The 22,004-nt window shown below is 72.5% G+C and carries 15 protein-coding genes; 12 read left to right on the forward strand and 3 right to left on the reverse strand.

Features of this window, described 5'->3' with window-relative positions; all coding sequences use genetic code 11:
• The first annotated feature begins 32 nt into the window (after positions 1 to 32).
• From RB614_RS27410 to RB614_RS27440, 7 genes are all read left to right on the forward strand, one after another.
• On the forward strand, positions 33 to 1,850 hold the full coding sequence (locus RB614_RS27410) for an RICIN domain-containing protein (RefSeq protein ID WP_308715530.1): 1,818 nt from the start codon (positions 33 to 35) through the stop codon (positions 1,848 to 1,850).
• A 131-nt stretch (positions 1,851 to 1,981) separates the two neighbouring features.
• Positions 1,982 to 8,212 (forward strand): RHS repeat domain-containing protein, encoded by a 6,231-nt coding sequence (locus RB614_RS27415; protein ID WP_308715531.1) that lies wholly within the window; start codon positions 1,982 to 1,984, stop codon positions 8,210 to 8,212.
• Between the two features lie 204 nt (positions 8,213 to 8,416).
• Complete coding sequence (locus tag RB614_RS27420) at positions 8,417 to 9,433, forward strand: peptidoglycan DD-metalloendopeptidase family protein (protein WP_308715532.1); 1,017 nt, start codon at positions 8,417 to 8,419, stop codon at positions 9,431 to 9,433.
• A 16-nt stretch (positions 9,434 to 9,449) separates the two neighbouring features.
• Positions 9,450 to 11,537: a polysaccharide lyase 8 family protein gene (locus RB614_RS27425; protein WP_308715533.1), complete on the forward strand. Its 2,088-nt coding sequence runs from the start codon at positions 9,450 to 9,452 to the stop codon at positions 11,535 to 11,537.
• Between the two features lie 54 nt (positions 11,538 to 11,591).
• Positions 11,592 to 12,563 carry a hypothetical protein gene (locus tag RB614_RS27430; protein WP_308715534.1) on the forward strand — a complete coding sequence of 324 codons (972 nt, stop codon included), beginning with the start codon at positions 11,592 to 11,594 and terminating at the stop codon, positions 12,561 to 12,563.
• 10 nt (positions 12,564 to 12,573) lie between these two features.
• The gene (locus RB614_RS27435) at positions 12,574 to 14,226 is read left to right on the forward strand and encodes a phosphodiester glycosidase family protein (protein WP_308715535.1); all 1,653 of its coding nucleotides are present in this window, start codon (positions 12,574 to 12,576) and stop codon (positions 14,224 to 14,226) included.
• A gap of 21 nt (positions 14,227 to 14,247) precedes the next feature.
• Positions 14,248 to 15,945, forward strand: coding sequence for a glycoside hydrolase domain-containing protein (locus RB614_RS27440; RefSeq protein WP_308715536.1), 1,698 nt, complete (start codon positions 14,248 to 14,250; stop codon positions 15,943 to 15,945).
• 77 nt (positions 15,946 to 16,022) lie between these two features.
• Here the strand turns inward: RB614_RS27440 and RB614_RS27445 are convergent, their stop codons facing one another.
• Entirely contained in the window at positions 16,023 to 16,568 is a 546-nt protein-coding gene (locus RB614_RS27445) for a SigE family RNA polymerase sigma factor (protein WP_308715537.1), read from the reverse strand.
• A complete protein-coding gene (locus tag RB614_RS27450) occupies positions 16,565 to 17,152 on the reverse strand; it encodes a permease-like cell division protein FtsX (protein WP_308715538.1) in 588 nt (195 codons plus the stop codon). The genes RB614_RS27445 and RB614_RS27450 overlap by 4 nt, the downstream gene beginning before the upstream one ends.
• A 278-nt stretch (positions 17,153 to 17,430) precedes the next feature.
• On the opposite strand from RB614_RS27450, the gene RB614_RS27455 reads away from it, so the two are divergent.
• Positions 17,431 to 17,961 carry a flavodoxin family protein gene (locus RB614_RS27455; protein WP_308715539.1) on the forward strand — a complete coding sequence of 177 codons (531 nt, stop codon included), beginning with the start codon at positions 17,431 to 17,433 and terminating at the stop codon, positions 17,959 to 17,961.
• Here the strand turns inward: RB614_RS27455 and RB614_RS27460 are convergent.
• Positions 17,945 to 18,286 carry a sensor histidine kinase gene (locus tag RB614_RS27460; protein ID WP_308715540.1) on the reverse strand — a complete coding sequence of 114 codons (342 nt, stop codon included), beginning with the start codon at positions 18,284 to 18,286 and terminating at the stop codon, positions 17,945 to 17,947. The two genes, RB614_RS27455 and RB614_RS27460, sit on opposite strands and share 17 nt — an antisense overlap.
• On the opposite strand from RB614_RS27460, the gene RB614_RS27465 reads away from it, so the two are divergent.
• Genes RB614_RS27465 through dmpG form a run of 4 tightly spaced genes read left to right on the forward strand, consistent with a single transcriptional unit; the run spans position 18,254 to position 21,970 of the window.
• Positions 18,254 to 19,297, forward strand: coding sequence for a DUF1349 domain-containing protein (locus RB614_RS27465; RefSeq protein WP_308715541.1), 1,044 nt, complete (start codon positions 18,254 to 18,256; stop codon positions 19,295 to 19,297). The genes RB614_RS27460 and RB614_RS27465 overlap by 33 nt on opposite strands.
• Positions 19,201 to 20,025 carry a 2-keto-4-pentenoate hydratase gene (locus tag RB614_RS27470; RefSeq protein WP_308715542.1) on the forward strand — a complete coding sequence of 275 codons (825 nt, stop codon included), beginning with the start codon at positions 19,201 to 19,203 and terminating at the stop codon, positions 20,023 to 20,025. The genes RB614_RS27465 and RB614_RS27470 overlap by 97 nt, the downstream gene beginning before the upstream one ends.
• The gene (locus RB614_RS27475; protein ID WP_308715543.1) at positions 20,022 to 20,972 is read left to right on the forward strand and encodes an acetaldehyde dehydrogenase (acetylating); all 951 of its coding nucleotides are present in this window, start codon (positions 20,022 to 20,024) and stop codon (positions 20,970 to 20,972) included. The genes RB614_RS27470 and RB614_RS27475 overlap by 4 nt, the downstream gene beginning before the upstream one ends.
• Positions 20,969 to 21,970 carry a 4-hydroxy-2-oxovalerate aldolase gene (gene dmpG / locus RB614_RS27480; protein ID WP_308715544.1) on the forward strand — a complete coding sequence of 334 codons (1,002 nt, stop codon included), beginning with the start codon at positions 20,969 to 20,971 and terminating at the stop codon, positions 21,968 to 21,970. Before RB614_RS27475 ends, dmpG begins: the two co-directional genes overlap by 4 nt.
• The last annotated feature ends 34 nt before the right edge of the window (positions 21,971 to 22,004 follow it).

Here is a 22,004-nt window from a genome sequence, read left to right on the forward strand (position 1 = left end):
TCACAGTGGACACCAGCCAGCCGGATCCGCCGGTGCTGACGTCGGCGGACTTTCCGGGTCCGAGCCCGGTGAAGTCGGTCGGCGAGGTCGGCACGGTCACCTTCGCCCCGGGTGGCGGGGAGAGCGACGTCGCCGGCTACCGGTACGGGTTCAGCCAGGACGTCACGACCATGTGGGTGGCCGCCGGCGCCGACGGGCGGGCCACCGTGCCGGTGACGCTGTGGCCGGAGTACGCGACCGACACCGGTGACGTGCGCCGGACGCTGTACGCGCGGGCGGTGGACCGGGCGGGCAACGCCAGTAGGCTCGGCCCGGGACGCGAGTTGGTCGCCCGGGGCCGCGCGGTCAGCGATCCGGCGGTCTCCGCGGACGTCAACGGGGATCGGCGGGCCGACGTGACCGCCCTGGTGGACCACGGGCATGGCCAGACGGCGGTGTGGAATCTGCTTTCCGCCCCGGGCGGCGTCCATCCGGGGTACGTCGCCTGGGACACCGGCGTCGGCGGCGGGTCTCCGGCCGATCTGGTGCGGAGCGTGACCGGTGACTTCGACCGGAACGGCCGCACCGACGTGGCCATCTTCCGCGAGGACGCGGACCGGATGGTGCGGCTGTTCCTGCTTCCCGCCGACGGAAACCGGTTCTCGGCGGTGAGCGAGCCGGTGTGGACCGGCGACATGTTCCGGCTCTCCCACCTGAGGGTGGCCGCCGGGGACTTCGACGCGGACGGCGACGACGACATCGCCGCCCTTCAGGGCCTGGCCGGCGGCCAGCTCAGGCTCTGGGCGTTCCTGTCCACAAGGGACGGCTTCGCCGCTCCCGCGCTGAGCTGGGACAGCGGCGCCTCCGGTGCCGGCGTGACCGGGGCCAACCTGGTGGCGATGGACGTCGACGCGGACGGCGACGACGACGTCGTGGACATGCACGACATGGGCAACGCCCAGACGCAGATGCGGATCCACCACGCCACCGCCGGCGTGTTCGGCGCTCCGGTGACGCGGTGGGACAGCGGGGCCGGTGGCTTCGACGCCCGGCGGGCCCGGTTCGCCGGTGGAGACCTCGACGGCGACGCCGAACGCCGCCACGAGGTGGTCGCGCTCTACGACGACGGCGGCGCCACCGCCCGGCTGGTGGTCTTCAAGGGGCGGGGGACGGTGTGGACCCCGACCATCTGGTGGAGCAGTGGCGCGGGCGGGTTCGACGCCACCCGCGGCACCCTCGCCGCCGGCGACTTCGACGCCGACGGCCGGACCGACGTCGCGTCGCTCTACGACACCGGCGCCGGCAAGCGCCGCCTCTACACCTTCGTCTCGTCCGGCACCGGGTTCGCCGACAAGCGCGCCGACTGGGAAGGGTACGTCAGCGAGGCCAAACCGGCCGTGCACGTCGACCCGAACCGCCGGTACCGGATACACCCCGTGCACAGCGGCAAGTGCTTCGACGTACCCGGCGGGAGCGCGGCGAACGACGCGATCCTGGACCAGTGGGACTGCGTCGCCACCGCCACCTGGGAGACGTTCCGCTTCGAACGGGTCGGCGGCTCACCCTACTACCTGATCCGGACCGCCGCCGACAAGTGCCTGGATCTCAAGCTGTACAGCCTCTTGGACAACGCGCAGACCCTCCAGTACGCGTGCGACGAAGCCGGCGCGGCAAAGCCCAACCAGCAGTTCCGCCTCGATCTGGTGGGCGGCGGCGGATACGAACCCGTGGTGCGGTTGCGGGTCGTACACAGTGGAAAGTGCCTCCACGTCAGCGGCGCGAGCCTCGCCAACGGAGCGCAGATCGTGCAGGCCCCGTGCGCCGCGGTACCGCCGGACGAGCAACGGTTCACGCTCCGCCTGGAGCCGTGACCACGGATACCCGCGCCGGCAGCCTCCTGGGCGTCTCCTGCGTTGCCGGAACGACATGACCACGGACGACCTGGGGAGGACTCGTGGAACACGCGGCGCGTCGCCAGCTGGGACTGGCGTTGGCAACGATCATGGCAGCGTCGATGGTGTGCGGCATCCCGGAGCGGGCGGCGGCCGCGCCGGCGGAGAACCTCTCGCTCGCCAAGGAGCGATCGACGCCCGTCCGGCCGGTGTCGGCACCGCAAGCCAAACCGGGCCTCGACGAGGAGCTGGCGCTGCGCGGCACCCCGGCCGTCTCCTGGCCCGCGCCGGGCAAGGCGGAGGTCGCGCTGAAGACGGCCGGCGCGAGCGCCGCCGGCACCGCGCGGGTCCGGGCGGGCGCGCTGCCGGTGTCGGTCGGCGCAGCCAAGAGCGCCGCCGCCCGGTCGGCAACGCCCGCCCAGGTACGGGTCGAGATGCTGCCACGGCGCGCGGACGGCTTGCTGTTGCGGGTGAACCGCGCGGACGGCGTGGCCGCCGCCGGCCAGATCGACCTCGAGGTCGACTACTCCTCCTTCCGCGACGCCTACGGTGGGGACTGGGCGACCCGGCTGCGGTTGATGGCCCTACCCGAGTGTGCGCTGTCCACACCGGACCTTCCGGAGTGCGCCGGTAGTCCGATCGCCACCCGCAACGACGGTTCGGGCCGGCTGAGCGGGGACGTCCCGGTGCGGGCCGAGAGCGGATCCGGCTTGTTCGCGGTCATCGCCGCCGCCTCCTCCGGCGCGGGCGACTTCAAGGCGACCGCGCTCTCGCCCTCCTCCACGTGGTCGGTCGGCACCTCCTCCGGCGACTTCGGTTGGCAGTATCCGATGGAGGTGGTGCCGGGCCTCAGCGGGCCGCAGCCGACCATGGAGCTCGGTTACTCCAGTGGCGGCGTCGACGGCCGGACCTCGTCGACGAACAACCAGCCGTCGTGGGTCGGGGAGGGGTTCTCGCTCGACCCGGGAGGCTACATCGAGCGGCGGTACAAGTCGTGCGGCGAGGACACCGGCGGCGGCACCAACAGCGGCCGCAAGACCGGCGACCTGTGCTGGGCGACCGACGCCGGACGCAGCCGAAGCTACGACAACGCGGTCATGTCGCTCAACGGGCGCGGCGGTGAGCTGATCCGTGACGACGCCACCGGGCAGTGGCGGACGCGCGTCGACGACGGCACCAAAGTGGAGCTGCTGACCGGCGCGGGCAACGGCGACGACAACGGGGAATACTGGCGGATCACCACCCCGGACGGCACCCAGTACCACTTCGGAAAGCACAAGCTGACCGGATGGGCCACCGGTAACGAGCTCACCAACTCGGTCTGGACGGTTCCGGTGTTCGGCAACCACTCCGGCGAGCCGTGCTACAAGTCCACATTCGACACCGCGTACTGCGACCAGGCGTGGCGGTGGAACCTCGACTACGTCGTGGACCGCAACGGCAACACCATGAGCCTGTTCTACGGGACCGAGAAGAACAACTACGCCCGCAACATCACCGCCACCAAGGTTTCGAGCTACGTCCGGGGCGGCTGGCTCAAGCGGGTCGACTACGGGCAGCGCGACGGCGAGGTCTACTCGAAGCCGGCGGTCGCCCGCGTGCTGTTCACCGAGGCGGACCGGTGCATTCCCGGCACCACCTGCGCCACCTCGTCGCCGGCGAACTGGCCGGACGTGCCGTGGGACCAGGCATGCACGAGCACCACCAACTGCAACAACAAGTTCAACCCCACCTTCTGGACGCAGAAGCGGCTGGCCACCGTGACCACCCAGGTCTGGGGCGGTACCGCGTTCCGCAACGTCGACTCGTGGACGTTGACGCACTCGTACCCCAGCCCCGGCGACGGCACCCGGGCCGGGATGTGGCTGGCCTCGATCCAGCACAAGGGTCTCGTCGGCGGCGAGGCGAGCCTGCCGCCGATCACCTTCGACGGGATCCAGCTGAACAACCGGGTGGACGGAGTCGACGGCATCCCGCCGATGAACTGGTTCCGCGTCAACAAGATCAATCTCGACTCGGGTGGCGAGATCACGGTCGCCTACTCACCCAAGGACTGCGCCGTACCCGGAGACGTGCCGGTGCCCGACTCGAACACCCGGCGCTGCCACCCCTCCCGATGGACGCCGGAAGGGCAGACCGGCGATCGCCTCGACTGGTTCAACAAGTACGTGGTCACCGAGGTGACCGAGGTCGATCGCACCACCGGCCTGCCGCCGGTGGTGACGCGGATCGAGTACCCCAACACGCCGGCCTGGCGCTTCGACGAGGCCGACGGCATGGTGCCGGACAACAAGAAGAGCTGGTCGCAGTGGCGGGGATACGACCGGATCCGGGTCCAGAAGGGTCCGGTCGGTGGCCTGCGGTCGGTGACCGAGTCGCTGTACTTCCGCGGCATGGACGGTGACCGGACCGCGTCCGGCGGGAAGAAGGAGGTCTGGATCACCGACTCGACCGGCACCCGGCTGCGTGACTCCGACCAGTTCGCCAACACCGCGCGGGAGAACACCAAGTACACCGCCGGCGGCGCGGTGCAGGAGAGGGAGATCACCGACCCCTGGCTGTCGGCGGCCACCGCCACCCGGACCCGGAGCTGGGGTACGACCCAGGCGTTCCGGGTCGAGGAGGGCAAGGTCCGGCAGAGCCAGGCCAAGGGTGCGGGAGCCTGGCAGAACACGGGCTCGGAGAACGTCTACGACGCCCAGGGCACGGTGCTGCGCTCCAACGACCTCAACGACGTGTCCAACCCGGACGACGACACCTGCACCCGCTACTGGTACACGAAGAACGAGTCACTGTGGATCATCAACCTGCCGTACCGCGTGGAGACGGTCGCGGTGAACTGTGACACCACCCCCGTCTACCCGGACGACCTCATCTCCGACGTCCGGCACTACTACGACGGCAGCACCACCCTGGGCGCGGCACCGGTGCGCGGCGAGATCACCCGTACCGAGGAGCTGTCGGGCTGGGCGAACGGGGCACCGACGTACGTGACCACGAAGCGGGCAAGCTACGACGTCTTCGGCCGCGAGACCGAGACGTACGACGTCAGGGGTGCCCGGACGACGACGGCCTACACGCCGGCGGGCGGTGGCCCCGTCACCCAGATCGACGTCACCAACGCGCTCGGCCACCGCAACCGCACCATCTACGAGCCGGCCTGGGCCGAGGAGACCGCGACGCTGGACGCCGACGACCGGCGGACCGAGCTGCGCTACGACCCGCTGGGCAGGCTCACGAAGGTGTGGCTGCCGGGCCGGTCGACCAGCCAGACACCGAACGCCGAGTACAGCTACCTCGTGCGCACCACCGGGGCCAACGCGGTCACCTCCAGGACCCTGCAACCCAACGGCGACTACGAAACCGAGTACGAGCTCTACGACGGGCTGATGCGGCCGCGGCAGACCCAGGAGCCCGCGCCCGGCGGCGGCCGGATCCTCAACGACAAGGTCTACGACTCGCGTGGCCTGGTGGTGAAGGAGAACGGGCCGTACTACAACGACGCGCCACCCGGCGCCGACGTGGTCGTCGCGGACGACCAGACCATGCCGGCGCAGATACGCACCGTGTACGACGACCAGGAGCGCCCGACGAACGTCATGCTCATGGTGGACGGAGTCGAGAAGTGGCGCACCACGCACACCTACGACACCAACCGGCACGACGTCGATCCGCCCGACGGGGACACGCCGACCACACGCATCACGGACGTGGAAGGCAATCTGGTCGAGCTCCGCTCGTACCACGGCGCCTCGCCGACCGGCACGTACGACTCGACGAAGTACACGTACACCAACCGTGGGCAGCTCGCCACGGTCACCGACGCCGCCGGCAACCTCTGGCGGTACGGCTACGACCTGCGGGGCCTGCGGATCCGCAGCGAGGAGCCGGACCGGGGCGGCACCGATTTCACCTTCACCGACGCCGGGGACGTCGCCACGGCACGGGACGCGCGCGGTGCCACGATCGCCTACGCGTACGACATCCTCGGCCGGCAGACGGGGACCTTCGACGGATCGCCGAGCGGCGCCCGGCGGACCAGCCGGACCTACGACACGCTCGCCGACGGCACCCCGGCGCGGGGCAGTCAGATCTCCGCCACCCGGTACGTCGGCACCAGCGCCTACGTCTCCGAGACCACCGGGTTCGACGCCGCCGGGCGGCCGACCGGCTCGCGGATCACCATCCCGGCGAGCGAAGGAGCGTTGGCCGGCACCTACGAGTTCACCCAGACGTACAAAGTGGACGGATCGTCGGCCACGATGAACGTGCCCGCCGCCGGTGGGCTCCCCGCGGAGCAGCTCGCCACCGGATACGACAACCTCGGGCAGGCGACTACGTTCAGCGGCGCGAGCGGTTACGTCACGGCCACCGAGTACACCCAGTTCGGCGAGCTGCGCCAGATGACGCTCTCGAGCGGCGGGCCGGCCGCCCGGCTCGGATACGAGTACGAGTACGGCACGCATCGGATGGCCCGAGCCGTGATCTCCCGCGACACCGCGCCGCAACGCGTGGCCGACCTCGCCTACGGCTACGACCCGGCCGGCAACATCACGTCGATCGCCGATCGGGCCGAGGGTGCCGCGGAGACGCAGTGCTTCCGGTACGACCACCTGCGACGGCTCACCGAGGCGTGGACACCCACCTCGGGGGAGTGCGGGGCGGCACCGTCGGCGGGCGCGCTGGGCGGCCCGGCGCCGTACTGGCACTCGTGGACGTTCGACAAGACCGGCAACCGGCTCTCGGAGACCCGTACCGCCCCGGGTGGCGCCCGGACCACGAGCGCGTACACCTACCCGGCCGCGGGCCAGGACCGGCCGCACGCCGTGAGTCGAGTGACCACCACCGGACCGGACGGCACGGCGCAGGTCGAGGAGTTCGGCTACGACGCCGCCGGAAACACCGCGACCCGGCGCAAGGGAACCGGCGGGCAGACTCTCACCTGGGATGCCGAGGGCAAGGTCAGCAGCATTACCAAGGGGGGCGCCACCACGAGCTTCCTCTACGACGCCGGGGGTAACCGGCTGATCCGGCGCGACGCCGGCGGCACGACCCTTTACCTCGCCGAGACCGAGCTGCGCCTGGCGAGCGACGGCACGGTGACCGGCACGCGGTACTACAGCTTCGCCGGCCGTACCATCGCGGTTCGCACCTCGGCCGACAAGGCGCTGCACTGGCTGGGGCTCGACCACCACGGCACGCCGGAGATCGCCATCGAGGCGACCGGCCAGGACGTGAAGCGGCGCCGGCACACGCCGTACGGCGAGGTCCGCGGTGTGGCCGGAGCGTGGCCCGGCGAGAAGTCGTTCGTCGGCGGCACCGCGGATCCCACCGGCCTGATCCATCTCGGCGCCCGCGAGTACGATCCGACGCTCGGCCGGTTCATCTCGGTCGACCCGGTGATCGACCACCAGGAACCGCAACAGATCAACAGCTACACCTACGCCAACAACAACCCGGTCACCTACGCCGACCCGAACGGCGACCGGTGGGTCATCACCACCCGACACGTCAAGAAGATGACGGTCCGGAAGGTGACGGAGAAGCAGCCTTACTGGGTCAAGTTCTGGGTGGCCGTCACGACCTGGGAACCCGTGAAGTGGGTTACGAAGATCCCGTTCCTGGGCAGCCTCGTCAAGTGGGGCTGGAAGCAGGTCACGACATTGGTGGAGCGGAGCAAGCAGCTCTGGCGCACCATCGAGAAGACGATCAGAGAATGGGACACGCAGGTCGAGCGGATAAAGACCTGGGTCAAGGACGAGGTCAAGAAGGCCTGGAAGAAGGCCAGCCCGCACATCAACCGGATAAAGAAGCGAGCCGAGAGCATCGCCAAGGGAGCCGGCAAGATGGCCAGATCGGCCGGCCGGGGCCTGGCCAAGGCGGCGAAGTGGGCGGGGAACCAGATGAAGCCCGGCGGGGCGGGCTGGAAACTTCTCAAACTCGGTCTGGCCATCGGCGCGTTCACTCCCTTCTGCTCCGCCATCTGCGCCGTGGGCGCGGCAGCGATGACCGTGGTTGACATGAGTATCGCCCTCAAGGACCGGAAGTTCCGGACCGCGGGCTGGGAGGCGGCCGGTCTGGTGACGTTCGGCCTCGGCCGGGCGGCGAAGGTCGGGATGGACTCGGCCCGCGCCGCCCAGACGGCGGCCCGTGCGATGCCGCGGGACGCGGCGGGTCGCGTCGACATGCTCACCAGGGCCAACGCCACCATCGCGAACGGCGAGAGGACGGAGGCGAGTATCGGCGGTACCGACGGCGCACTGTTCGTCAAGGACGCGGTCTCCTTCGCCGGCGAGATGGTGGGTGGGGAGAAGGGGGAGAAGTTCTTCGACATGGGTTAGCACCCCGCCTCCAGGTGCCGCGACGTGATCAGGGCGTTCCCGGGTCGTTCCGCGACCCAGGGACGCCCTGACCGCGAACGGGCAGGTGGCGCCGAGCGGACACCGCGAATGTGCGGATAATGTGCCCCGCATGTACGAAGCTTATTGCCGTAACGAGCTACAGTACTGACGCTAATTTTCGCGCGATCCTGGGGAGGAGCGTCAATGCCCGTTGCCCGCATGACCGCAGGAGGTGCCTGCCTGCGTACCGCGCTCGTGTTGCTGGCGGCACTCGCCATCAGCACATCCGCGTTCGCCGTCGACACGCCGGCGTCCGCCGGCCCGGCAGCCGCCGCCGCGCCGGCCTGGCCGCTGGTCCGGGAGGGGCAGCAAGGCGCACAGGTACGCACGGTGCAGCACCTGCTGCGCCAGCGCGGCGAGACGATCGTCGCCGACGGCATCTTCCTCGGGCTGACCAAGGCCGCGGTCCAGCGGTTCCAGTCGGCCAACGGCCTCAGCGCCGACGGCATCGTCGGACCGCTCACCTGGCCGGTGCTGTTGGTCCCGCTGGACACCGGCGCCACCGGCGAGGCGGTGCGGGCGTTGCAGGTCCAGCTCAACCGGTACGCCGCCGGGCTGACCGTGGACGGTGTGCTCGCCGGACCCACGGCGGAGGCGGTGAGCGCGTTCAAGACCGAGCGGGGCCTCGGCAGCGGCTCCACAGTGGACGTCGCGGTCTGGCAGTGGCTGGTCGGCGGGGCGCCGTCCGTCGGCGGGTACGCGCTGCCGCTGTCGCGCGACGTGCTGCCGCGCGGCGAGTACGACGATCCGCACCACGACTACCCGGCGATCGACCTGCCGGTGCCGACCGGGACGGCCGCGTACGCCAGCGCCGCCGGCACGGTCGCCGCGGTGAACGACAGCAGCTGCGGGATCGGTGTGGTGATCACCGACGCGAACGGCGTCCGGCACATCTACTGCCACTTCTCGCAGCGGGTCGCCGCGGGCGGCTCCACAGTGGTCGCCGGCCAGCTCGTCGGCTACACCGGAAACACCGGCAACTCCACCGGTCCGCACCTGCACTTCGGCATCAGGACCGGCACCACCAACCGGTGCCCGCAGCCGTTCCTGCTGGCCCTCTACGACGGTGTCGCGCCGCCCGCCCCGGCCACGTTGCCGACCACGGGCTGCTACTACGCGACCCCGAGCCCCGCCCGACCGCTGCTCGACCACCTCCACTAAGGACGGACGTACGCCGATGAGGAGCCTCGACCGTCGCACGTTGCTCATCGGCGGGTTGGCGGCCGGTGGTGCCGCCCTCGGCGCCGGCCTCCCGGACAGGCCGGCGCGCGCCGGGGGCCGGACCGACCTCGCCGCCGCGGCGGACGACTTCGCCCGGATGCGCGCCCTGTGGCGGGCGCTGCACGTCACCTCCGGGTACGACCCGGCCGACCCGGGCATCGCGCCGGTGCTCACGACCATCACCGGCGAGGCGCAGCGGTGGTGGTCGGCGATGGCGAAGTCTTCCAGCCGCACGTACCTCTGGTCGGACGCCCAACTCGGCGTCCACCAGTCCTTCGCGATCCGGGACTCCTTCGCGCGGCTGCGGGCCATGGCCCTGGCTTGGGCCACCCCCGGCTCCGGTCTGGCCGGCCGGGACGACCTGCGCGCCGACACGGTGGCCGGCCTCGACTGGGTCGTCGGCCACTGGTGCAACGAGAACCGCGACCCCGTCGGCAACTGGTGCTTCTACCGCGACGGCTCGTTCATCCAGCACCACTACTACCCCTACGCCGGCGCGTACGGGGCGTCCATTCTCGACGCGCTCGCCCCGGTGCTGCGCACCGTCGCCGGCACGCCGTGGCAGGTCGACGCCCCGATCGTCGTCGAGTGGCTGCGCGAGGCGTTCGATCCGCTGATCTGGCGCGGCGGCTTCATGGACATGACCCGCGGGCGGACCATCGCCCGCCCGGACGAGCAGAGCCCGGTCACCGGCCACGCCACCCCGGCGGCGGCGCTCGGCCTGCTCGGCGCCGCGCCCGCCGCCGAGACGGCCTGGCTCCGGTCGCTGCTCAAGGAGTGGATGCTCGCGGACGGCTACCGCGCCGACCCGACACCGGCCCGCAACGTGCCGCTCCGCCTCGCGGCCCGCGTGCTGCTGGACGACGCGACCGTCACCCGCCGCGGCCCGCTGGCGGTGAGCAAGGTGTACCACCACCAGGACCGGGTGGTGCACCGGCGGGCCGACTGGGCGCTGGCCATCGCGATGCACTCCAGCCGTATCGCGAACTTCGAGTACCTCAACGGCGAGAACACCCGCGGCTGGATCACCGCCGACGGCGCCACGTACCTCTACACGGCGGCCGAGCAGTACGGCGACGCGTACTGGCCCACCGTGAACTCGGCCCGGCTCGCCGGCACCACGATCGACGTCCGCTCCCGTGCCGCCGGCGAGGGCGACGGCTACCGCAGCGGGGTCAACTGGGCCGGTGGCGCCACCCTCGACGGGCGCTACACCGCCGCCGGGATGAACCTCGACGCGCAGGGGTCGTCGCTGACCGCCAAGAAGTCGTGGTTCTGCTTCGACCGCGAGGTGGTCGCCCTCGGCGCCCGCATCAACGCCACCGACGGGCGGCGGGTCGAGACGACCGTCGACAACCGCCAGATCTCCGCGTCCGGAGCGGAGAAGCTTCTGGTGAACGGCGTGGAACGGGTGGCACAGGCCGGGTGGGTGGAGGAGCCGCAGACCCGCTGGGTCCACATCGGAGGGACCGGCGGCTACGTCTTCCCGACCCCTACGCTGGTCGACTTCCGGCGGGAGGCGCGCACCGGCCGCTGGACCGACGTCAACACGCACCCGACGTACGCGGGCTACACCGGCGCGCTCACCCGCAACTACCTCGCCGCGTGGATCGACCACGGTACGGACCCGGCCAACGCCGGCTACGCGTACGTCATCCTGCCGACCGCCACGCCGGAGCAGACGGCGGCGTACGCGGCGCGACCGGACGCGGTGGTGGTCGCCAACACGGCCAGCGTCCAGGCGGCCCGGTCGTCGAGCGCGCGGGTCCTCGCGGCGAACTTCTGGGCCGCCGCCAGCGCCTCCGTGGTCACCAGCCTGGACCCGGGCTCGGTCGTGCTGATGGAGGGCGACGGTGAGATCGCCGTCGCGGTCGCCGACCCGACCCACCAGGCCAGCCGGATCCGGCTGACCGTCGACCTCGGCGCCACCCGCGTCGTCGCCGCCGACCCGGGCATCACCGTGACCGCGCTTGCCCCGCTCACGTTCACGGTCTCGGTGGCGGGCGCGGCGGGCGCGACCAGGACGCTTCGGGCCGCCCGGTGAGGCGGACCCGATCGATGGCACAGGTTTCGAGGAGTCGAGTCTCAGGAGGGTTCGATGGGTTCGCGTTCGATGGTCCTGGCAGCCGCGCTCGCCGCGCTGGTCGGCGCCGGGCTGACGGGGTCCGCCTCGGCGGCCGAGCCGCCCGCGGCTCAGGCGGCGCCGGCGGGGATGCACCGCTTCGTGGTGTCGATCGGGAAGGTGGACGCCGGTTCGCGGCAGAACTGGAACCGGCTCGGCATGTACACGCTGACCGACAGCGGTGAGGTGTCGGAGGTGCACTGGCACTGGACCCAGCGGGAACGGGTCAGCCGGAGCTACACCGGTGTCCCGGCGGCCAACTGCGGGGCGCGCAACTGCAACGTGCAGACCGGCAACGGCTTCCAGAGCGGGAGCGCCCCGGACCGTCTACAGGGGACGTACACGGTGAGCGGCTCGGTGCTGCGGATCACCTGGAGCACCGGGATATGGGAGGAGTGGACGGTCAGCGAGCCGGTGCCGGGCAAGCTGGCCAAGCTCGCCTTCCGGGGCAACAACTTCGGCGCCACCCACGGCTTCGGGTACGGCAGCGAGGCGGCCTTCACCACGCGCGCGTCGATGGCGCAGATCGCCGCGGCCAACCACGACGCGTTCGTCCACACGTACTACCTGTGGAAGACCGACTCCAACCAGGTCGGGTACGTCGACCAGGGCACCGGAAGCCCGTTCTGGTACCGGGACTTCACCGTCTGCACCGGCAGCCGCTGCGCGGCCGGGCGTACCGACAAGGCGCAGTACTACATCTCCCGGCCGAACACGTCCGCCACGGACCGGCGGGACACGCTCTGGCACTGGTTCACCGCGAACGCGGACGGCCGCGGCGAGTTCTGCTACACCGGCAACTCCCACGTGAAGCCGATGCTGGAGATCGTCGACAGCGACGGGGTGCTGCACGGCTGGGTCGGCGTGGAGGCGTCCATCAACCAGACCGTGCCGGCCCAGGGCGCCAACGCCGACGACATCGGCGTCTTCGCCATCGCCGATGTCTGAGGGCAAGGAGATGCGACGGCCACTGGCTCTGGCACTGCTGCCGGCGCTCCTCACCGCCGCCGCGGTCGGGATCGGCCCGGGCGCCGGGTACGCCGATCCGGTGCGGCCGCCGGTCGCGGTCAGCCCGGCGTACGGCGGCGCGCGGGTCGAGGCCGCGGCGGCGGACGTCGGGACGTACGCGGCGACCCGGCTCGCGCCCGGCCTGACGCTGAGCGACTTCAGCACGACCGGCCCCAACAAGGGCGCCATCCTCACCGCCGACCTGACCGAGCCGACGCTGAAACCGAAGTACCTCAACCCGGGTACCGTCGGTGCGACCGCGACGCTGACCACGCAGGCCAACCGGGCCGGCGCGGTGGCGGCGGTCAACGGCGACTTCTTCGACATCGGCGCGACCGGGGCGCCGCGCGGCGTCGGGATCGACGGCGGCGGCCTGCTGCACGGCCCCGCCTCGGGCTGGAACAACGCGGCCGCGCTCTACGCGGCCGGCGCCGGCACCCGGGGCGGGCTGGCCAGCGTCTTCCTGGACGCGACGGTGACGCTGCCGGGCGGGGCGGTGCTGACCGCCAGCAACCTCAACTCGCCGAACATCGCCGCGAACGGCATCGGCATCTACAACCCGCTCTGGGGCGACGAGCCGCGCAGCCAGGTGCTCGACGGCGCGACCCGGTCCCGCGAGATCGAGATCAGCGGCGGCGCGGTGAGCAAGGTGAGCACCAGCCCGGGCGGCAAGGTGGCCGCCGGCACGGTGGTCGTGCTCGGCGTGGGTACCGGCGCGGACGCCCTCGCCGGGCTGCGGGTCGGCGACGTGGCGACCGTCGACTACCGGCCGCGCGGCGGCGACGGCGCGCAGGTCGCCATCGGCGGAAACCTCGTGCTGGTACGGGATGGCATGGTCACCACGACGTCGCATCCGCGCAATCCGCGCACGGCGGTCGGGTTCTCCGCGGACGGGCTGCGGATGTGGCTGGTCGTCGTCGACGGCAGGTCCGGCACCAGCGTCGGGATGACCTACGTCGAGCTGGCCAACTTCATGAAGTCACTCGGCGCCGACGACGCGCTCAACCTGGACGGCGGCGGATCGTCCACATTGGTCGCCCGGATGCCCGGCGCCACCGGCGTCTCGGTGCGCAACACCCCGTCCGACGGCGCGCAGCGCCCGGTGCCCAACGGCATCGGCTTCGTCTCCACCGCCCAACCGGCCGCCTGCGTCTCGGCCAACCTGAACCTCACCGGCTACCCGGCGCTCTCCGCCGGCGCGACGGGGCCGGCCGTGACGGCCGCGCAGTGCCTGCTGATGGACGCCGGCTTCGGCACCGGCGCGGCTGGCCCCACCGGCACGTTCGACACCGGCACCGCCGCGGCCACCACCCGGTTCCAGCAGGACCGCGGGCTCACCGCCACCGGTACCGTCGACGCGCGCACATGGACCGCGCTGCTCGCCGCCGGCGACACCCCGATCCTGCGCAACGGGTCGACCGGGTATCCCGTCACGCGCCTGCAACGGGCCCTGACCGCCGCGCTCGGGCGGAGCGTCGGCATCGACGGCGCGTTCGGTCCCGTCACCGAGCGCGCGGTCCGCGACTACCAGACCGCCCGCGGGCTCGGCGTGGACGGTGTCGTCGGCACCCAGACCTGGGGCGCGCTCCAGGCCGGCAGGTAACGAGAACCAGAAAGGTCACTTGTGGACAGTACAGTCGTCGCGGTCGCCGCGCTGGCGAGCACGCTCGCCGCCGGCCTCGCCCCCGCACCCGTGGCCGCCACCGCCCAGGTGGTGTCGTACCACGGATACCGTGTCACCGTCCCCGCCAGCTGGCGCGTGGTGGACCTGGACCGCACCCCGTCGGCGTGCGTCCGGTTCGACTCGCCCACCGTCTACCTCGGACATCCGGGCGACCAGTCGACCTGCCCGGCCGGTCTGGTCGGGCGCGGCGCCGGGCTCGTCGTCGAACCCATCGACGCCACGCTGGCCGGACGGGTGGGCGCCGACGCGCGGACCACCGCCCCGGGCACCGCCGCCGCGCCGCCGACCACGCCGTCCCGGGACGGCACGATCCAGGTCGCGGTCGAGAGCGCCGGGGTACTGGTCACCGCGGTGCACGGCGGGGCGGACGAGGTGGCCGTCCGGCAGGTGCTGGAGTCGGCCGGCCTCACCGCCGGCGCCGTCCCGGCCCGGCTGCCGGCATCCGCCCAACCGCCACGCACCGCTGCGGCGAGCCCGCAGCCGGGCACCTTCCTGGGCCGGGGCTTCGACGCCTGCGCCGCGCCGTCACAGGCCACGATGGACGCTTGGCTGACCTCGTCCCCGTACCGGGCGGTCGGTGTCTACATCAGCGGCGGCCTGCGCGCCTGCGCCCAGCCCAACCTCACCGCGTCCTGGGTGGACACCCAGACCGCCAAGGGCTGGCACCTGATCCCGCTCGATGTCGGCCGGCAGGCGCCCTGCTCCAGCTACAGCTCCAAGATTTCCAGCACCCCGGCCACCGCGAAGGCGCAGGGCGGCGACGCCGCCGCGACGTCGGTGACCGCGGCGCAGGCGCTGGGAATCCCGGCCGGCAGCGCCATCTACGCCGACATCGAGGGGTACGGCAGCGGAGCCTCGTGCACGGCGGCCGTGCTGTCGTACCTGTCCGGCTGGACCGAGGCGCTGCACGCCCGCGGCTACCTGTCCGGGCTGTACTCCAGCGCCTCCTCCGGCATCCGGGACGCCGCCAACGCCTACACCAACACCGGGTACACCCGCGTCGACCACATCTGGTTCGCCTGGTGGAACGACGCCGTCAACACCGACAGCGGCCCGTACGCGCCCGCCTCGTACTGGGGCGACCACCAGCGGATCCACCAGTACCAGGGCAACGTCAGCGAGACCTGGGGCGGCAGGTCGGTCAACATCGACCGCAACTACCTCGACGTGGCCGCCGGCCCGGTCGAGCCACCGCCGCCCTGCGCCGGCACCAATGTGGACTTCGCCGCCTATCCACCGCTCGGCGAGGGAGCCACGGGTGCCCCGGTGACCGCCGCCCAGTGCCTGCTGGACCCCGCCGGCACCCCCTCCGGCACCTTCGACGCCGCCACTATCGCGGCGACCCGCGCCTTCCAGCAGGCCCACAACCTGCCCGTCACCGGACAGGTCGAGGCGCACACCTGGACCGCGCTGCTCGCCGCCGGCGACACACCCACCCTCCGCTCCGGCTCCACCGGCCCGGCGGTACGCCGCCTCCAGCGGGCACTGACCGCTGCCCTGTCCCGCACCGTCGCCGTCGACGGCGTCTTCGGAAGCCAGACCGACCAGGCGGTACGCGACTACCAGACCTCCCGCGCGCTCGCCTCGGACGGGGTCGTGGGCGGGCAGACCTGGGGCGCCCTGCAGGCCGGCAGGTGACCGCCGTGGACGTCTGACCCGTACCGGGGGCGCTGACTACGGGCGCTGGAGCGGGAGGGTCCGCCGTTGCGCGTATCTCAGGTCCCGACGAACTCCTCGCCCAGCAGCGCGCGCAGCCGGGTGAGCGCCCGCGCGCTGCGGGTCTTGACCACCGACGCGGAGACGTCGAGGATCTCGGCGACCGTCTCCACGCTCTGGTCCTCCCAGTAGCGCAGCACGACGATCGCCTGGTCGCGGAGCGATAGCGTGGCCAGCGCCCGCATCAGCGTGACGTGCACCTCGGCCGCCGGCTGCGGTGGCCGCACCGCGGACTCGGGCAGTTCGGCCACCACCACCTCGCCGCTGCTGCGCCGCTTGCGCTGGTCGAAGAGGGCGTTCATGAGCACGCGGCGGCTGTACGCGTTGAGGTTGTCGCTGCGCCGGACCCGCCCCCAGGAGGCGTACATGCGGGTGAGCGCGGTCTGGGTCAGGTCCTGGGCCAGGTGCCAGTCGCCGCACAGCAGGAAGGCGGTGCGGCGCAGGCCGTGCGCGGTCGCCGCGACGAACTCGGTGAACTCCTCGTCCTGGGCGGCCCGCTGCCGCTGGCGGGCCCGGCTCCACCGGGCGATCGGACCCTCGGTCACTCGCCTTCCCCCGCCCCCGGGCGACCCTCGCACGCAGTCCGGACGACGGCCTCCACCCCCGGTCGCCGCCGGAGCTCCTCCTCCATCGGCGGGCTCTGCTCCGGCTGGGCCAACGTGACCCGGAACGACTCCGGAATCTGCCTGGGCTTGACGGCGGCGATCAGGTCCGGCGCGTCCCGGTACATCTCCTTGAACTTCTCGTAGGCCGCCTCCCGCGTCTGGAACCGCACCTGCCGCACGCGCGGGTCGGACCGCAGCGACTCGTCGAGGTCGGCGAGCTGCCGATCGGTGACGTCATGCCTCAGGAAGACCGCGATCTCGTCCACCACCTCGACCGGCTGGCTGCACCCCGGCCCGATCGCCAGTGACATCGCGGTCGGTATCGAGGGTGGCGCGGTAGCCAGGTTCACGGCGACGACGGTGGCGAGCACCGTGACCACCCCCGCCACGCCGCCGGCGAGCAGGTGCCGGCGGCGGCGCCGGCGACGCCCGCCGGCCATGGCCTCCTGCGCCAGGTCACCGGGGGGCGGAAGGGGCTCGTCACCGAGCGCTCGTTCGAAGAGCACCCGAAGGTTCTGGTCCATCGCTCGCTCCTGTCGCGTGGCTTGCCGTCCCCCTTACGACTGGGTGGGCCGCCCAATCGGTCACACACCCGAGGCGATCGCGCTCCCCATCCTCCCGAAGCCGGCGCCGGCGGATCGGGCCCACCTCCCAACCGCGGTGAGACCTGCCGGTCAGCCCGGACGCCCGGGTACAAGGGCCCTGCCCGCATTGCCGGTGCGCCGCGCAGGCTGACGGTGGACGAGCGGGTACTCCGGGCGGCACTGCTGGCCGCTTGACCGGCGCGGAGAGTGGAGGAGCCATGCGTGCACTTGTCGTGTACGAGTCGATGTACGGCAATACCCACCGGATCGCGGAGGCGATCGGCGAGGGCTTGGCGGAGGGGTTCCAGGTCGACGTCGTGCCCGTCGAGCATGCCGGTGCGGGCCTGGTCGAGGCCGCGGACCTGCTCGTGGTGGGTGGCCCGACGCACGCGCACAGCCTCAGCCGGGCCGGAACCCGGGCGTCGGCGGCGGCCGAGGCGCGCAAGCCGGGCAGCACGCTCATCCTCGACCCGGCCGCGGAGGGACCGGGCCTGCGCGAGTGGCTGGACGCTCCGCTGGTGACACAGGCCAGGGCGGCCGCCTTCGACACCCGCATGGACGCCCCGGCGGTGCTGACCGGCCGGGCCGCCAAAGGCATAGCCCGCCGGCTACGCCAGCGTGGCCTGGAACTCGTGGGGGAGCCGGAGAGCTTCCTGGTCACGAAGCAGAACCACCTCGAACCCCAGGAAGTCGGCAGGGCCCGCGAGTGGGGCCGGCAACTTGTCGGCTCGCTCACCCCGCGCGGCTGATCCGCCCGTTTCCGAGCGGGCCTGCGGGAAAGGCCACCTCAACGTCCAGGCCGCCCTCCGGCCGGGCGCTCGCGCGCAGCGCGGCGCCGTGGGCGACGGCGATGGCCCGCACGATGGCCAGGCCCAGCCCGTGCCCGTCGGGCCGGGTGCGGTCGCCGGCCAGCCGCTGGAACGGCTGGAGCAGGCGGTCGACCTCGGCCGGCGGGACGACCGGGCCGGTGTTCCAGACCCGGACCAGCGCGCCCGCCCCGGTCGCCCCGGTGCTCACCTCGACCCGTCCGCCGGGGGCGTTGTGGCGGACGGCGTTCTCGGCGAGGTTTGTCACCAGACCGGCGAGACGGCGGGCAGCCACCGCGCCATCCTCACCCCGTGGGCCAAGGCCGGCCTCGTCGTCAAGGACGGCACCCGGGCCGGTTCCAGCTACGCGGCGGTCATGCTGACCGGAGCGCACGGGGTACGCATGCAGCACGACTACGTCCACGACCGCGCCGGATCAACCGGTGGCGGCCCGCGCTGGCTGCGGCTGACCCGTTCCGGCGACACGGTCACCGGCGCCGAGTCCGCAGACGGTGCACAGTGGACCGACGTCGGCTCGGTACGGCTCAGCGGCCTGCCGTCCACTGTGGAGATCGGGCTGTTCGCCACCTCGCCGCAGTACGCGGAGACGGTCGACACGCCGTTCGGCACGACCGGCGTCGCCACCGAACCGAGCCGGCTCACCGCCACCTTCGACCACGTCGACCCGGCCGGCGACTGGACCGGGACGGTGCTCGGCGGAGCGCGGGCGCGGGAGTCCGGCGGGTACGAGCGGGACGGCGACCGCTTCACGCTCCGCGGCACCGGCGACATCGCCCCGGCGGTGGCGGGCGCGACCGGCCTCGGTACCACGATCACGCAGACGCTGGCCGGCACGTTCGCGGCGTTCATCGTCATGGTCGTGGTCGGCGCGCTGACCGCGACCGGCGAGTACCGGCGCGGCCTCATCCGCACCGCCCTGGCCGCCACGCCCGGCCGCGGGCGCGTACTGGCCGCGAAGGCGCTCGTCGTCGGGTGCTGGCCCTGTGGGCGGCGGCCGCCCTGCTGGCCGGCGCGCTGGCCATCCAGGCCCGCGACGCCTGAGCCGCCAGGGCTGGCAAGCTCTGGCCGCCGCGTCCGCGAACGCGGACCGGGCACTGCTGTGTGCCACGGACCGGAACGGAACGCGTGGAAGGCGCGCCACGCGGCCCGATACTTGGCCGCATGTCACTCGGCTCCCCGGCCGCGGTCCGCGCTGCCGCCGATCGGCTCAGCGCCGCGGCGGCCACCGGCACGCCCTGCGCACCGATCCGCGACCTGATCGGCCCCGGCGACGTCGCCACCGCGTACCGGGTGCAGCGGCTGGTGGTGCAGCGGCGGCTGGCCGCCGGTGCCCGGGTCGCCGGCCGCAAGATCGGGTTGACCTCGGCGGCCGTGCGGCGGCAGCTCGGCGTGGACAGCCCGGACTTCGGCGTGCTCCTCGACGACATGGCGTACGGCCCGGCGGCGACGATCCCGATGAGCCGGCTGCTCCAGCCCCGGATCGAGGCGGAGATCGCCTTCCGGCTCGGCGCCGACCTGGCCGGCGGCCGGGTCGGCACCCCGTTCACGGTGGCCGAGGTGCGCGCGGCGGTCGCGTACGCCGCACCGGCGCTCGAGGTCTGCGACAGTCGGGTCGCCGGCTGGGACATCAGCCTCGCGGACACCGTCGCCGACAACGCCTCCAGCGGGCTGTACGTGCTGGGCGAGGTGCGCCGGCCGCTGAACGAGTTCGAGCCGGTGACGGCGGAGATGCGGATGACCGTGGACGGCGAGGTCGCCTCGACCGGTTCCGGCGCCGCCTGCCTGGGCGATCCGCTCGCGGCCGTCGCCTGGCTCGCCACGACCGCCCGCGATCTCGGCAGTCCGCTGGTGGCCGGGCAGGTCGTCCTCTCCGGGGCGCTCGGCCCGATGGTGCCGGTCGCCGCCGGAAACCAGGTGCGTGCGCGGATAACCGGTCTGGGGAGCGTCTCGGTGGCGTTCGACGGTGGAGACGGAGGGGAGCGGTGAGCGTGAAGGTGGCGGTCGTCGGCTCGGGCAACATCGGGACCGACCTGATGATCAAGGTACTGCGCACCTCGAAGGCGCTGGAGATGGGCGCGATGGTCGGTATCGACCCGGCCTCCGACGGGCTCGCCCGCGCGGCCCGGCTCGGTGTGCCGACGACGCACCACGGCGCCGACGGCCTCGTCGCGCTCGCCGGGTTCGACGAGATCGAGATCGTCTTCGACGCGACCTCCGCCGGCGCGCACAAGGCCAACGCGGCCGCGCTGGCGCCGTACGGCAAGCGGCTGGTCGATCTCACCCCGGCCGCCCTCGGGCCGTTCGTCGTGCCCGCGGTCAACCTCGACGACAACCTCGCCGCCGGCAACCTCAACATGGTGACCTGCGGCGGCCAGGCGACGATCCCCGTCGTCGCGGCGGTCTCGCGCGTCACGCCGGTGCCGTACGCGGAGATCGTCGCCTCGATCGCCGCGCGCTCGGCGGGGCCCGGCACGCGGGCGAACATCGACGAGTTCACCGAGACCACGAGCCACGCGATCGAGACGGTGGGCGGCGCGGCCCGGGGCAAGGCGATCATCATCCTGAACCCGGCCGAGCCGCCGCTGATCATGCGGGACACCGTGCTCTGCCTGATCGGCGATCCCGACCCCGCCGTACACGAGGAGATCCGCGCGTCGGTCCACGCGATGGTGGCCGCGGTCGCGGACTACGTACCGGGGTACCGGCTCAAGCAGGATGTGCAGGTAACGCCGGTGCCGCCCGACCAGCCTTTGTGGACACTCGCCGGCGGCGCGGCGGTGACCCACCAGGTCAGCGTCTTCCTGGAGGTGGAGGGGGCGGCCCACTACCTGCCCGCCTACGCGGGAAACCTGGACATCATGACGTCGGCCGCGCTGCGGGTCGGGGAGCGGATCGCCGGGCAGGTCGCCCAGCGGCGGGGAGCGCGGGTATGACGCGGCTGTTCGTACAGGACGTCACCTTGCGGGACGGCATGCACGCGGTCCGCCATCGGATGGCGCCCGGGCACGTCGGGCGGATCGTCGCGGCGCTGGACGCGGCCGGGGTGGACGGCATCGAGGTCGCCCACGGCGACGGGCTCGCCGGCGGGTCGCTGACGTACGGGCCCGGGTCGCACACCGACTGGGAGTGGCTCGAACAGGCCGCGTCCCACGTCACCCGCGCCCGGCTGACCACCTTGCTGCTGCCCGGCATCGGCACCGTCCAGGAGCTCAAGCGCGCCTACGAGGCCGGCGTGCGCTCGGTGCGCATCGCCACCCACTGCACCGAGGCGGACATCTCCGCCCAGCACATGGCGTTCGCCCGCGAGATCGGGATGGACGTGGCCGGGTTCCTGATGATGAGCCACCTGGCGCCGCCCCGGGAGTTGGCGCGCCAGGCCGCCCTGATGGAGTCCTACGGCGCGCACTGCGTGTACATCACCGACTCCGGCGGCCGCCTGCTCATGGACGGCGTACGCGAACGGGTGCGCGCCTACCGGGACGTGCTCGACCCGGCCACCGAGGTCGGCATCCACGCGCACGAGAACCTGTCGCTGTCGGTGGCCAACTCGGTCGTGGCCGTCGAGGAGGGCGTCACCCGGGTCGACGCGTCGCTGGCCGGCCAGGGCGCGGGAGCGGGCAACTGCCCGATCGAGCCGTTCGTGGCCGTGGCGACGCTGCTCGGCTGGGAGCACGGCTGCGACCTGTTCGCCCTCCAGGACGCGGCCGAGGACCTGGTCCGCCCCCTGCAGGACCGCCCGGTCCGGGTCGACCGGGAAACGCTCACCCTCGGCTACGCCGGGGTGTACTCGAGCTTCCTCCGGCACGCCGAGGCGGCCGCGGAACGCTTCGGGATCGACACCCGCTCCATCCTGCTGGAGGTCGGCCGGCGCGCCCTTGTCGGCGGTCAGGAGGACCTGATATCCGACATCGCCCTCGACCTCACCCGCTGAACAGCTTTCCCAGCGGGCGAGGTCGGCGCCCGGC

The sequence above is a fragment of the Phytohabitans maris genome, from assembly GCF_031085175.1.
In the GTDB taxonomy this organism is placed as follows: Bacteria; Actinomycetota; Actinomycetes; order Mycobacteriales; family Micromonosporaceae; genus Phytohabitans; species Phytohabitans maris.